The organism is Paenibacillus sp. FSL P4-0184, assembly GCF_038004625.1.
Lineage (GTDB): Bacteria > Bacillota > Bacilli > Paenibacillales > Paenibacillaceae > Paenibacillus_AQ.
The window spans coordinates 62,190-75,914 of the sequence record NZ_JBBORN010000002.1; the positions used below are offsets into that span (position 1 = coordinate 62,190).

At 40.2% G+C, this 13,725-nt stretch carries 11 protein-coding genes; 7 read left to right on the forward strand and 4 right to left on the reverse strand.

The genetic code is table 11. The features are described 5' to 3' along the window. Positions 1–193: 193 nt before the first annotated feature. The gene (locus tag MKY52_RS22035) at positions 194–1,003 is read left to right on the forward strand and encodes an acyltransferase domain-containing protein (RefSeq protein WP_341053519.1); all 810 of its coding nucleotides are present in this window, start codon (positions 194–196) and stop codon (positions 1,001–1,003) included. A 264-nt stretch (positions 1,004–1,267) separates the two neighbouring features. Then, positions 1,268–2,506 (forward strand): RICIN domain-containing protein, encoded by a 1,239-nt coding sequence (locus MKY52_RS22040; protein WP_341055591.1) that lies wholly within the window; start codon positions 1,268–1,270, stop codon positions 2,504–2,506. 132 nt (positions 2,507–2,638) lie between these two features. Here MKY52_RS22040 and MKY52_RS22045 read toward each other — a convergent pair whose 3' ends face one another. Next, complete coding sequence (locus MKY52_RS22045; RefSeq protein ID WP_341053520.1) at positions 2,639–3,643, reverse strand: glycosyltransferase family 8 protein; 1,005 nt, start codon at positions 3,641–3,643, stop codon at positions 2,639–2,641. 160 nt (positions 3,644–3,803) lie between these two features. Beyond that, complete coding sequence (gene coaA, locus MKY52_RS22050; RefSeq protein ID WP_341053521.1) at positions 3,804–4,739, reverse strand: type I pantothenate kinase; 936 nt, start codon at positions 4,737–4,739, stop codon at positions 3,804–3,806. 179 nt (positions 4,740–4,918) lie between these two features. Here coaA and MKY52_RS22055 point away from each other — a divergent pair, with 179 nt between their 5' ends. Continuing rightward, positions 4,919–5,995, forward strand: coding sequence for an alpha/beta hydrolase family protein (locus MKY52_RS22055; protein WP_341053522.1), 1,077 nt, complete (start codon positions 4,919–4,921; stop codon positions 5,993–5,995). A 60-nt stretch (positions 5,996–6,055) separates the two neighbouring features. Continuing rightward, positions 6,056–6,706: a suppressor of fused domain protein gene (locus tag MKY52_RS22060; RefSeq protein ID WP_341053523.1), complete on the forward strand. Its 651-nt coding sequence runs from the start codon at positions 6,056–6,058 to the stop codon at positions 6,704–6,706. Between the two features lie 29 nt (positions 6,707–6,735). On the opposite strand, the gene MKY52_RS22065 is transcribed toward MKY52_RS22060, so the two are convergent. After that, positions 6,736–7,116: a VOC family protein gene (locus tag MKY52_RS22065; RefSeq protein WP_341053525.1), complete on the reverse strand. Its 381-nt coding sequence runs from the start codon at positions 7,114–7,116 to the stop codon at positions 6,736–6,738. 221 nt (positions 7,117–7,337) lie between these two features. Here MKY52_RS22065 and MKY52_RS22070 point away from each other — a divergent pair, with 221 nt between their 5' ends. Next, positions 7,338–8,375, forward strand: a complete 1,038-nt coding sequence (locus MKY52_RS22070) for an NADH:flavin oxidoreductase/NADH oxidase (protein WP_076120013.1) — start codon at positions 7,338–7,340, stop codon at positions 8,373–8,375. A 163-nt stretch (positions 8,376–8,538) separates the two neighbouring features. Continuing rightward, positions 8,539–8,976 carry a MarR family winged helix-turn-helix transcriptional regulator gene (locus MKY52_RS22075; RefSeq protein ID WP_341053527.1) on the forward strand — a complete coding sequence of 146 codons (438 nt, stop codon included), beginning with the start codon at positions 8,539–8,541 and terminating at the stop codon, positions 8,974–8,976. A gap of 89 nt (positions 8,977–9,065) precedes the next feature. Here the strand turns inward: MKY52_RS22075 and MKY52_RS22080 are convergent, their stop codons facing one another. Continuing rightward, the gene (locus MKY52_RS22080; protein WP_341053529.1) at positions 9,066–9,650 is read right to left on the reverse strand and encodes a GNAT family N-acetyltransferase; all 585 of its coding nucleotides are present in this window, start codon (positions 9,648–9,650) and stop codon (positions 9,066–9,068) included. Between the two features lie 257 nt (positions 9,651–9,907). Here MKY52_RS22080 and MKY52_RS22085 point away from each other — a divergent pair, with 257 nt between their 5' ends. Then, a complete protein-coding gene (locus MKY52_RS22085) occupies positions 9,908–13,666 on the forward strand; it encodes an alpha-L-arabinofuranosidase C-terminal domain-containing protein (protein ID WP_341053530.1) in 3,759 nt (1,252 codons plus the stop codon). The last annotated feature ends 59 nt before the right edge of the window (positions 13,667–13,725 follow it).

The following is a 13,725-nucleotide window of genomic DNA, read 5'->3' on the forward strand; positions in this document are numbered from 1 at the left end:
GAAGAGCTTTAGAATTCACTAGGTGTTAGGCCATATCTGCGATGCGGTCAACGATTCCGTTGACAACAGAAGCACTTGATTCTATATTATGCACAACACGATATGGATTCTATAGTTATGAATTTAGCATTCCAGCGCGTGAGAATGTATATTTAAGGCTATGATTTAACGTAGTCTTTTAGGAGGTTTTCTAGTGAACATCAGAGCATTGTGTGAAGGGATAAAGCTTGATCCAGCGGCTAGACAGCAGGTTTATGAGTTTCAGATGAAAGAGGATCAATATCTAGTTTATAAACAACATTTTTATTTTGATAGATTTTCTTTTTTTGAATCTGTGAAAGCATCGGAGGGCTATCGAAAGCTACTATTATATTTATTTGTGAGATTCGCAGTAGATGCTTATGAAGAGTATCGTATTCGTAACATTGAGGATGAGATCTATTATGATACATTCTCAGATATTCAGATCTGGTGCATGCAATGTCTGCGTGATTACGGTGTATATGGTATCGAAGAATATAACTGGCTGCAAGAGCATGTTCAGCTTCGTTTATTTCGTTTGGGAAGAATGCAATTTCAACCTTTTGCGATGGACCGCGATTTAGTTGTTGATGGTTGTAAAATCTTTACCAATCAAATCGTGCTTAATGTGCACATTCCAGCGGGAGAGCCTTTATCCGTTCAAAGTGTCGAGGAATCCTTTCAGTTAGCCAGAGTTTTTTTTAGAGGTATAACTCCAGTGTTTATTTGTCATTCATGGCTGCTTGATCCGGAATTAAGTGAGATCATGAACCCAGAATCGAACATTATTCAGTTTCAAAGTCGGTTCTACATTTATGAAGTCGATAAAAGTTCCAAGGAAGCAGAAGAAAGAATATTTAGTAAACTAAATATGACCCCTCAAGAGTACGAAGAGAACACCCAACTGCAACGGAGTGCAAAAGCCTTTTTAATTGCAGGAGGTAAACTAGGAAGTGGCTATGGGATTAAAGTACATAAGTAAGGTTGAAATCTTGGCATATTACGGATAGAGAAGACGTACACTGCAAATGAAGTGATGCGTTAACCTGACTCTGGCTGTAATAGCTGGTTTTGGGGATAGCGTTTTGTTTTATCCAAAAACGAAACCGGTTTCAAATGTACGAGCGCGCCGTGCAATGAAATCAATAAGTTCAAAGAGGTGATTCCATTGGGCTGACCCTGGGCAGATATCGTCTTAAGCATTCCTGTGTCCTATGATTTTTTCATTTATTAGGAGGAGACGATGATGTTGAGAAAAGGAAAAATGCTAAGTCTATTTCTGCTGTTTACACTCATGATTGCTCTAGTGCCTACAGGTAATACAAGTGCAGCCTCGAACTGGAATCTGGTATGGAGCGATGAATTTGACGGGAATTCTCTGAATACTAATAATTGGTCGGCTGAAATCGGCACGGGGATCGACGGTTGGGGAAACCATGAGCTTCAGTATTATACCAGTCGTCCACAGAACCTGCAGGTAACAGGTGGGAATCTAGCAATAACAGCGCAAAAGGAATCGTATGGAGGAATGAATTATACCTCTGCACGGATCAAAACACAGGGACTTAAAAGTTTTACCTATGGAAAAATCGAAGCTAGAATCAAGCTGCCTTCAGGCCAAGGACTCTGGCCGGCGTTTTGGATGCTGGGATCGAATATTGATTCGGTGGGTTGGCCGAAATCTGGGGAAACGGACATTATGGAGCATGTGAACAATAATGCTTCTGTTAATGGGACGGTACACTGGGATGCCAATGGGCATGCCAGTTATGGTCAGGTTTCCGGTAATCTTGATTTCTCTCAGTACCATGTGTACAGCGTGGAATGGGATACGAATTATATTAAATGGTTTGTAGATGGCAACCAATATAATGCTTTTTATATCGAGAATGGAACTGGAAATACGGAGGAATTTCAGAAACCCTTCTTCATTCTGCTAAACCTTGCAGTGGGAGGGGATTGGCCTGGAGGACCAACCGGTTCAACTGCTTTCCCTGCACAAATGCTGGTTGATTACGTACGTGTGTATCAGACTGCGCCTAACTCAAGCATCGTGAGTGGCGGGATTTATACTTTAGCTGATAAGGCTAGTGGTAAGGTTCTCGACGTTGTAGATGTATCTACAGCAAACGGGGCAAAGATGCAGCAATGGACCAATTACACAGCCAATAATCAGAAATTTAAGGTGGAAAGTACAGGAGACGGCTACTATAAGCTGACAGCAGTGCATAGTGGAAAAGTGTTGGATGTGCCGAACTCATCAACCGTCAGCGGCGTACAGTTGCAGCAGTGGGATGACAATGGTACCAACGCTCAGCGGTGGAGCATTGTAGATGTAGGGGGTGGCTACTATAAACTCATTTCTAAAGTAAGTGGCTTAGCCATGGATGTAAACGGAGCCTCAACGGCAGATGGTGCAGCGGTTCAGCAGTGGACGGATAATGGAAGCGATGCTCAGAAATGGTTTTTTACTAAAGTGAACTAAAAGGATCTATCATACAATCATGTTTAAGAAAAACGGCAGAGATGACGTTTTTTAGAATGAAGAGAAACCCAATTCACTGGATGGCCTTGGGTTTCTCGAGAGCCTGAGCCCCTATTCAATAGGGGCTGCTTTTTAGCGTTTAATACGTCGTTGATATTGAATTCTTGTGTTGATTACTGTCCCTTTTCTTCTCCTAATCGTTCTAATTAATTTCAATTGAAACAGCGAAAGGGGCGAGATTCTTGTGCGAATAATTTTAATTCTACGTTTATAAATGATTCGTCTATTACTTTTTCGCATGAACCGCCGCTTAACATAGCTGACCTTCCGTCTTCTTCGTTTTAATTTGGCTTTAAAAGCTCTCCAAGGGGTTAGATTTAGGAACTTACGATATAGCGCAAATCCTGAGGAATCTTTATTCCAGCATTTCTCATCCCCGGCAAAATGGACAATTTTATTATTGTAGTCATGATCTGGGATGGCCATGTTAAATGAATTAAAACGGATATCGAGAGGGAGGTAATTCGCTCCAAAAACTGCATTTAGAACATCCTGGTCAGGCATGGTGACATCAGGGAAAGTGCGCAAGAAGTTCAGCATCTCTTGGTACCAGTTCGTATTCTGGCGGATATTATTCAAAGCAAATACGATCACTCCAGAATTAAAATAAATCTCGGGATTCAGCCCTTTGGCGCTCACAATAGATGCAACATCCATAATGCCCTGATCCCAAATCGCCCCTAAATATTTTTCATTCAGCTCGACCTGCCACAGCTCCGCGATGTCTATGTTTACCAATACATCACAATCCAGATAAATAATTTTGTCAGAAGGAATTAACGCGGGAAGCAGCAATCGGTACATACTTGCATGTGTCCACATATCGATAGAATTAATATTGGCAAGAACCTGGAGCATATCTTCGGGTAAAGTAATCGAATAAAAGCTAATCGTATGCTGATGTTTAGTGGTTAATCTGGTGAGCTTTCGCTTGTTAACTTCGGTTAAAGAGGCATCATGTAAAATATGAACATGAATTGGGGAACTTGTATGATGAAAAACTGACGCTAAAACGACACCGGCATGCTCTACATATTTTCCATCCTTATCTTGAAAGGCTAAGGCAATTTCGATCATTTGATTTATCCTCTCTCTACATTAGTGTACGAATGTACCACAGTATACGTTTGCCCTGGCGAGAGGATAATGGCATTACACCTACGATATTCACCCAATTTTTTTGCACATAAAAAACCAAGCTCTGCAAATCAGAGGCTTGGTTTGTGAAAGCACTTATTTATTTTCGCAGCTTAATGCGATCTATGTGATGATTGTTATTCTTAAATAGTATAAGATCTGCACGATTTCTGGTAGGCAAAATATTGTGTATCAAATTTTCAAAATTGATTTCTTTCCATATTCTTTTCGAGATCTCGATAGATTCTTCTAGTGATAACTGTGCATATTTTTTAAAATAAGATTGCTCATCTTGGAAGGCGGTATCTCTAAGCTTAATAAACCGGTCAATATACCATTTCTCAATATTATTCATATCAGCATCCACATAAATTGAAAAATCAAAGAAATCAGATACAAAATAGTTTGGCATACTTTGATTAATTGTCAAACTAGTCTGAAGAACATTTAATCCTTCAACAATTAGGATATCCGGGTTCTCGATCGTAATACATTCATTTGGCACGATATCATAAGTTAGATGCGAGTATACAGGACTTTGAACACCCGAAACACCAGACTTCACTTTAGTTAAAAATGAAATTAAACTACGTGTGTCGTAGCTTTCAGGAAATCCCTTTTTCTTCATGATTCCACGCTTTTCCAGCTCAGCATTGGGAAGTAGGAACCCGTCAGTCGTAACTAAATCTACTTTTGGATGAGAAGGTAATTGAGAGAGGAGCTTCTGAAGAAGTCTAGCGGTTGTACTCTTGCCAACAGCGACACTTCCGGCGATGCCTATGATAAATGGACCTTTTTTAAGATCATTATTAAGAAAGTGATTTATAGAATCTTTAAATGTATGAGAGGCTTGAAGCTGCAAATGTATCAATTGGGATAGAGGAAGATAGACCTCATTTACATCCTCAATCGAAATTTTATCGTTAATACTTTGGATATCGCTAAGCTCTTCTTCTGATAATTGGATAGCGGTGAAATCGCTTAGCTTCTTCCAATCCTCACGTAAATAAAGTGTATATGCTGAATTATTCACCATTAAAGTTTCCACATCCCTGAGTTTTTTAAAGATTCACCTGCACTTAGGTATTATAACCGTTCATTCAACTTGATTCCATTCATAGCAATCGACATTAGTATGGACATTATGGAGAATTCATTTCAATAAATAGGAAAATAAATTAAAATATAGTGAACGAGGAAGAATGGAGTGGAATCATGGGAGTTTTTCGAAAAGTTGAAGTATTAACTGATTACACGCGCAAGGGTACGTTCCAAGAAGAGTCAGAGCCCAGAAAAATCGTGATAAGTATTTATTATCCGGATAAGGATGGTTTGCTCGATAACAACGAATCTGAAATGAAATATATGGATCTTTTCCGGCCCTGTGAACAACATGCAAGAGAAATTCTACAAGATATTGGAATGAATATGGATATCATAGATGGATTATCTATCTCAATCAGCGAGGGAGCATTGCAACAAAAATCCAAACGATCCTATCCTGTCATTATCTACTCTCCTGCACTAGGCTTAGATAGAGATATGTATATTTACAATATACAAGCGCTGGTAAAGCGAGAATTTATAGTGGTAACCGTCAGTGCTGCTTATGAAGCCATGTTTACAGTTAGTCCAAGTGGAGAATTTATGAATCAATCAGAGGTCATGAGGACAATACAGGCTACAGATTATAGCGAATTACATCACTTAATTTCTATTCGAAAAAAGGATATAAAGTATGTATTAGATCACCTATCCAATCTGAATTCAAGAATGGAAAGTTTTGATATGGACAAGGTTGGCATTATTGGACATTCAATCGGCGGTGCTACTGCATTAGATTTAACTATGGAAGATGATAGAATTAAAGCCGCAGTTTTATTAGATGCAAGTATGCATTTATATATTGAGAATGAAGTGAAGAATACGGTACCCCTACTTGTAATAAGGCAAAAAGCTTCTACTTTAGAATCGCTAAGCATTATTTTACAGGAAAAAATAGCAAATGATTTCATCAAAGGACAAGAGAAGCTTTTCCGGAATTGGAATGGATATAAGTCTTTTTTGAAAATACGAAAGGCAACGCATATGTCCTTTAGTGATATGCCTCTTTTTGAGGAGGACGAAACTTTATATCATAGAACTTGTGGGATTCATAATCAGATAAATGAGCTTGTCGCTAATTTTTTTCAAGAGCATCTATTGAATCAGGGGAATGCTTATTCTACATTCATTAGTCATAATCATAGTGATTTCTGTGAGATCAATGGCAGTGGAGAAGAAATTCTGTAATCTAGTAATAAAATCCTTTTTGTTTATACCGATAAACATATATAAGGGAGGGGATTATAAATGCATTCAGCTCAGTCACATCAGATGATATGTAATCATATTGAACAATACATAGGGGTTATTGATAATGTTTTTAAAGAGGTTATTTCAGATGTTCTGTCCATTGATATTCTAATTGTTAACCCGACGCCTGAGCGGAATTACTATACTTTAATTACATCAGGAATGAGTGAATTTGCGATGCAGGTTCCAGATGGTGCAGAAGAATATCAATTTACTGAATTAATGATTTGCCTTCCTCCTACATGGAAGCTGTCTGATGAGGCTTTTAAGGACGAAAGAAATTATTGGCCAGTTCGTGCGCTAAAAACAACGGCTAGGTTTCCACATGAATATAATACTTGGCTCTATATGGGGCATACGCTAGTAAACGGTAATCCAGTAAAGCCTTATAGTGAGGATACAGGATTTCAAGGGATGTTTGTGTGGGTGCCAGATGTTGAAGATAAAGCTGGATTTTTTAATTTGGAGATGAACAGTGAGAAAGTGGTGCACTTCTATACTTTAATTCCGCTTTATGGAGAAGAGTTAGATTATAAAGTTAAGCATGGCGAGGAAGAACTGCTCAATAAGTTAAATAAGATTGAGGTCACCGATGTTCTGAATCCTTCCCGTAAAAATAGCTGTAAGAAGATATTTGGACTCTTTTAAAAATAGAAAAACGGCCGAGGGCCGTTTTTTTATCCTTTAATCCCAAAAGCAAGCCAGCGCCCATCAACATCTTCAATAACAAATTCCTTGTTATTATAGTCGGTGTTAGCTAATGCTCGGACAATGTTAACACCAGCCGCTTCGAATTCTTTCTCCAACTGCTCTTGCTGTTTCGTAATAAAATAGGCATCGTAACCATAGCCATACAATTCTCGATTAGGAATAACCCTTTGTCCTTGGGATTGAGTAAGGATAATTTCTGTATCATCACGATAGAGGCAAACATGCGGTTCTTCCGTATCTAAATAGGGCACAACTTGAAAGCCTAAGTACTGATTGTAATAAGCAGCGGTGCGCTCGATATTCAGGGTAGGAAAGATACTATGTGATTGTAAAAGCTTTTTGTCCACTTGTGAGTTCATCCTTTCTAAGAAAATAGATACCCATATATTACCTTGCGACAAAGATTTCAACAATACGTGGAGTTATTAAACCGCAGGAGACATTCATGGTTGACACCATAGATATTCTATAATAATATACATGCATGAGCATACATTAATTAATTTCTGCTAAAACATGTTTTTAATGTTCATAATAAATTTAGTTTTTTATAAAGAGGAGAGATATCATGAAGAACTTGTTTACCCCTTATGAAATGAAGGATTTGAAATTGAAGAACCGCGTGGTTATGCCTCCAATGTGTCAGTATTCAGTGACTAACAAGGACGGAATTGCTACCGATTGGCATTATAATCATTACGTAAGCCGCGCCATTGGAGGAACAGGATTAATTATTATTGAAATGACCGATGTAGAGCCTGATGGCCGAATTACAGATTTTGACCTTGGCATTTGGTCCGATGAGCAAATACCTGCATTGGCTAGAATTGTTGATGCTTGTCATGCTTATGGAGCAAAAGTAGGTATTCAAATTGCTCATGCTGGGCGTAAGGCAGAAGATGCAGCAGTTCCTGTATCCTCTTCTGCCGTTCCATTTGATGCTGACTCCAAAACACCACGTGCCCTAACGACTGAAGAAGTGAAGGGTATGGTTGAAAAATTCCGGCTCAGTGTGAAGCGTGCGATTCAAGCGGGGTTTGATGTTATCGAGCTTCATGGTGCGCACGGTTACCTTATTCATCAGTTCCATTCACCACTAACGAATCAAAGAACAGATGAATATGGCCAAGATTTGACCTTGTTTGGTACTGAAATCATTCGTGCAGCGAAAAGTGAAATGCCTGAAGGAATGCCATTGATCATGCGTATCTCAGCTCAAGAATATGTAGAGGGCGGATACGGCATTAAAGAAAGCTTGGCATTTAGTAAAGCTTATAAAGAAGCTGGCGCAGATATTTTCCATATTAGTGCAGGTGGTGAAGGTCCTATCGCGGCGGCTGGCAAGCCAGGAACACATGCGGCGTATCAAGTTCCTTTGGCAAGAGAGATCAAATATGGTTTGAATGTACCGGTGATTGCTGTAGGCAGATTGGATGAACCTGCTCTTGCTAATGCAGTCATTGGGAATGAGGAAGCAGATCTTGTTGCAGTTGGTCGGGGGATGCTGAGAAATCCATATTGGACGCTGGAGGCTGGGGTTGAGCTTCAGCAAGACCCTAGTATTCCTCGGCAGTATGCCTTTGGATTTCCTAGAATTAAAGGCTAAGGAATAACGAACTAAATGGAATCATTTGGAAAGACCGACTTCTTGGAGAAACGGTCTTTTCTCTTTTTTGGATTAAGCTTGGCACAATGGATGTGGAGTGTAGTACTATTATATAGAAGAAAAAATTCATGAATAGTCATACGCTCAGGAGATGAAGAGATAGATGAACAAAATTCTTAACAATGACCTTATCGCGAATTGGTTGACGTTAACGCATATACAAATGAATGTGACGAATGAATTAGAAGTTAATTTGCAAGCGAATCATGGATTATCTTTAAAAGAGTTCTACTTGTTATTATTCTTGTCGGAAGCCCCAGAGAAAAAACTGAAATTGCAGAAACTTGAATCCATGGTTGGTTTAAGCCAAAGTGCCGTTTCACGTCTAGTTAGCCGGTTTGAAGCCAAGGGCTGCGGAGCCTTAGAGAGAAAAGCATGCGACAGTGATCGCAGAAGTATTTATACCTCCCTAACCTCCATTGGTGAGGCCAAGCTCATCCGTGCACAAGAAACCTTTAAAGACACGCTAATGAAGGCATTCCCGGAAAAAGATGTAGAACAGCTTCTAGCGCAAATGCTTCGTATGAAGCAGCAATCATGAATCAGCTCAAAAAAACCTCTGTTTAGGTAAATGGATCGTATCTCCATTTCCCATGCAGAGGTTTTTTTGCGTGAGAATTTCTTATTCTATTACCGCTTAGAAAGCTGGTAATAATTATAGCTTTCATTTTCAATCGTAATTTCATTCATTAAGTCGAAGTCACATTTTTGTATGACTCTATTTGAGGGCGTATTGTGTACCAGAGCAATAGCGTTTAATACATCGGTAGAAGTGTGCTCAAACAAATACTTAATTAACCCCTCGGCAGCTTGTGTGGTATACCCTTTGCCGCGATGATCCTTGGATATGGCATACATGATTTCTCTGTTCGGAGCGGGTAATTCATCCTTCATTCCTGTACAGCACCAACCGATAAACTCATTCGTCTCTTTTAAAATAATGCCTAAACGAAGACGAAGCTCCCCGATATTTCCATCCGCAGAGACCGCTTGTAGAAACTGTTGGTTTTCTTTTATTTCATAGTTTATTAACCAATCTAGCCGTTGTTCTTTAGGGACATTCCAGTCGGGCAGAAATTCTATGATTTCAGGCTGCGTGGTAAGTGCGTGAAACTCGTCTAAATCCTCCACTCTAAACTCTCGTAACAGGATATCTTTACATTCAATTGTAAATAAATCGCGTTTTGTTGTTTCATAACCTACATGGTTATTCATATTTCATCTCTCCTTCATACATTCTAATTCATTTTATCATGAATAAAAGGGTCTATTTGGTAATTTTTAATTATAAAAAAGTTTTCTTTTATTTCACACAAATATTAATTAGTTAATATATTAATTGATTATAAAGTGTGTTATTATGTTTCGTATAAAGGTTAAATGATTCACGGATGGGGCGGTTTTGTCGTAGTAATCAGTAGATTGGTTAGGCTTTTATGATTTCTAATACAAAAGATGACAGGTGATCTTCTATGAACAATGACAACAGTAACAAATCTATTAATGGTAATTTGATAGCGCATTATAAGTTTGATAACCCCGATCATGTGGGTCAAGATTACTCAGGGAATGGGAACGATGGAACCGCTTCAGGGACTAAGCTGCCATCCATACAGACTGTAGCGGGTAGAAGTGCTGTTTCACTAGCGGGTGGAGAACATGGCACATCCTATATTTCTTTGCCAGATGATCTTCTTAAAGAGGTCAGCGACCAAACGGGCCTTACTGTCTCGACTTGGATGCATGTAAGTACTGGCGGGAGTTTATGGGAAAGACTGTTCGATTTCGGCAAAGGCGAGACAGGACCCTATATTTTTTTAACGCGTAATTTCCGGGGGACTTGTTTTGCGGGGGAAGATTTAGTCGCAGATCCTGGTAAATCCTTTGCTGCTGGTGAATGGGTGCACGTTGCCTTTTCGGTCACAGGAACAAAAGGTGGAACACTAAGCAGTGCAGGACCTGTGATGTATGTCAATGGTGAGATCGTTGCGGATGGAATGATAAGTCAGACTTCTAGCGGTACATATGCTAAGCTACGCACGTGGTTTGCTACATTTGAGGATCAAGTGAATTATAGTAACAATACGATCGGCAAGTCCCAGTACGCTGCAGATGTAGATTTTGGCGGCTCTCTTTCGGACTTCCGTGTATATAAAGCGGGATTAACGCAGGACGAAGTGATTGAGATTATGTGTGAGTCTTTGACAGATGAAGAGATCGTTAAGCTCGCAAAAGATAAATATTTAACCTTCACTAGCTCAATCATCACCAAAGATATCGAATTACCAGCTTCGCTCATGGGTGGAAAAGTTGACGTGTCCTGGGTATCCAGTGACTCAGCAATTATTTCTAATGCGGGAGTTGTAAATAAAACCGTCCATTCTGCTAAAGGTGTAACGCTTACAGCAGTTTTGAAAAAAGGTGACAGTACAGTAGAGAAGAGCTTCACCGTGTCTGTGCTCCCAGAAGGTTTGCCCCCCTACACCTTAACGATCGATGGAAACCATGAGATTTTGGATGTTAGCGAAGTTCTATATGGCCTATTCTATGAAGATATTAATAATGCGGCAGATGGTGGAATTTATGCAGAGCTAGTGCAGAATCGTTCCTTTGAGTCGTTTGCTTTTGACAGCTATTCGCATGTATGTGGTGTGCACGGGACTTCAACAGGAAGAAATTATACACCTCTTCATGCATGGTCCGGTGACACGGACAAAATGACGGTTCATCATACAGGCGGCTTGAACGATTTCTTTGGAATCGAAGATAAAGATATGAATGCGCATTATGTGACAGTAGCAGATGGCGCGACGATCAATAACAGAGGCTTTGCGGATTCCAATCAGCACTGCTCAATGTTTATTAAGAAGGATGCTAAGTATAACTTCACGATTTGGGCGAAGGCTGAGGCAGCGGGAACAATCACCCTGCAATTGCTCGACAAAGATGGTAAAGCCATTAGCGATACAACGGTAGTTGAGGTGTACGGTGACGGTAACTGGAAGAAATATGGTGTAGATTCTAAGTATGTATTAACAGGATCTGAAACTATACTCGGTCAGCTGGCGTTAACCTTTAACGGTGAGATTTCCATTGATATGGTCTCCTTAATGCCGGAAGATGTTTGGGGCGCTGGGGAAGAAGAACGTTCTGCTACAGCTCACGCTAACTATAAGGGGAATTCGAACTATAGATTAAGAAAAGACTTAGTGAATGCACTTGTTGATCTTCATCCTACATTCTTACGTTTCCCGGGGGGCTGTATTTCTGAAGGCTCTCACATTTGGGAGAATGTGTACGATTGGAAAGAGTCTGTCAACGATATTGAGCTTCGCAAAGAGAACTATAATGTATGGGGCTATATGATGACCATGGGTCTTGGATATATGGAGTATTTTCAATTAGCCGAAGATTTGAATGCAACACCACTTCCGGTTATGGCCTGCGGCGTACTGTGTCAAGCTCGTTCGGATTATGCGAATCCAGCTGGCGGTGCGTTAAGAGATTATTATGTGAAGAACTTTACGGATCTGATTGATTTCGCGATTAGCATGGATTTTGACAATAACGAGTGGGCCGCTTTGCGTAAAAGGATGGGCCATGAAGCAGCGTTTGACCTGCGTTACTTGGGCGTGGGGAATGAAAACTGGGGAACAGAGTTTTTTGCTAACTTCGAGTATTTTAAAACAACGATTGATGAATATATGGTGAAAAACTACCCTGATCATGAACTGACCATTCTTTCTACGGTTGGCGCACAAGCAGATGACGATGCTTATCAGCAAGGCTGGAAATTCTTAAGCGGAAATCTACAGGGCTCGGAACAGATCAGCTTCACGGATGGAACATCGAGTATTGAAGAGACGGTTACCTGGTATGAGAAACAAAAAAACTACATGGATACGATTGCGGACGAGCATTACTACCGTTCCAACGAGTATTTGTTAGAGAATGCGGATCGCTACAATTACTATTACAGAGCTTATAAAGAAGACGGCAGCTTGGACGAGGCTGAAACTTCGAAGGTTTTTGTGGGTGAATATGCTTCGACAGATAAAAATACTTTGGCAGGAGCGATTGCTGAAGCGGCGATTATGTCCAGCTTCGAGAATAACTCTGATGTGATTAGACTAGCTGCAACGGCACCTTTGTTCAATAAGGTATTAACAGATGGCACCTACAGATGGACACCAGATTGCATTTGGTTTGATGATGAAACTGTATGGTACACGCCGAACTACTATGTTCAACAGCTGTACGCTAAATATCTCGGCACCAAAGTGGTTGGCACATCGTTCTCGACATATCGCAACGGGGAAAAGGTAGACCTCATTCCTCACGGAGGAATTGAAGTGGCTGCCGGAAAATCATCTGTAGTTGTGAAGCGGGTGAAGGTTACTTCGAATACGGATGACAGCGTTATGTTAGAGCAAGATTTTACACAGCCGCTGCATGAAGCTTGGAAAGTCATTCCTGGTTCTGCTGGATATACGATTGATCCTTCCAAAGGTCTAGTCTTGAAGGCACAGAACAGCGGGCTGAATGGATTGTATATTCTCAATGACGCGTGGACTAATTATAAAGTAGAGGTCGTTCTTGAAAAAGCTTCCGGCGAAGATGGCTTCTATGTAGGTGCAGGTCTGACAGACATTTCACCGGAAAATAAAGATGTTATCGAATATGCGATTGGCTATAATGGCGATGCCACAGGAGTCAAGGTGTACAAGCAAGGGATTGAGGCTTATACACTCGGTGATTATTCCTCTAGTACAGCAGCGGGTAACCTTAGAGCTAGTTGTTATGAAGAACTAGCGGATCATACGGAATATACCATCACTGTTAATTATGGTGGAGCAGATGGCAAGCATTTGATTTGCTCTTACACAGATGGCAAGACAACAAGCAAAGTGCTTGATTATAAGCTCGAAGCGTATAACAGAGAAGTATACAATTCCGTTACTAAAGATGATAAGCATCTCTATGTGAAGCTTGTGAATGCGGATCGTGTAGAGAAAGCAACGAAGCTTGATCTGAAAGGCTTAAACGTAGCTACTACCGGTAAATGGATTACTTTAACGGGCGATGCTTCGCTAGTTCACACACCTAATGTGAACAGAAAAAATGATGAGAAGGTTACTCCAGTTGAAACGGAAATCAGGTTTGATAAAGACACCGCAATTGTAAATCTAGCTGCTCATTCTGTGAACGTGATTGTTCTGGATCTTATTTAATAGAAAAGATAGCATTCAGCGCGCGCCGATATCACCTCGGCGCGTGTTGTTGTTTAGGA

Bases quoted from the DNA above. Each gene is read 5' to 3' on its own strand.
- MKY52_RS22085 (WP_341053530.1), top strand. From the start codon at position 9,908: ATGAACAATGACAACAGTAACAAATCTATTAATGGTAATTTGATAGCG.
- MKY52_RS22040 (WP_341055591.1), top strand. From the start codon at position 1,268: ATGTTGAGAAAAGGAAAAATGCTAAGTCTATTTCTGCTGTTTACACTC.
- MKY52_RS22080 (WP_341053529.1), bottom strand. From the start codon at position 9,650: ATGAATAACCATGTAGGTTATGAAACAACAAAACGCGATTTATTTACA.
- MKY52_RS22075 (WP_341053527.1), top strand. From the start codon at position 8,539: ATGAACAAAATTCTTAACAATGACCTTATCGCGAATTGGTTGACGTTA.
- MKY52_RS22070 (WP_076120013.1), top strand. From the start codon at position 7,338: ATGAAGAACTTGTTTACCCCTTATGAAATGAAGGATTTGAAATTGAAG.
- coaA (WP_341053521.1), bottom strand. From the start codon at position 4,739: ATGGTGAATAATTCAGCATATACACTTTATTTACGTGAGGATTGGAAG.
- MKY52_RS22045 (WP_341053520.1), bottom strand. From the start codon at position 3,643: ATGATCGAAATTGCCTTAGCCTTTCAAGATAAGGATGGAAAATATGTA.
- MKY52_RS22060 (WP_341053523.1), top strand. From the start codon at position 6,056: ATGCATTCAGCTCAGTCACATCAGATGATATGTAATCATATTGAACAA.
- MKY52_RS22055 (WP_341053522.1), top strand. From the start codon at position 4,919: ATGGGAGTTTTTCGAAAAGTTGAAGTATTAACTGATTACACGCGCAAG.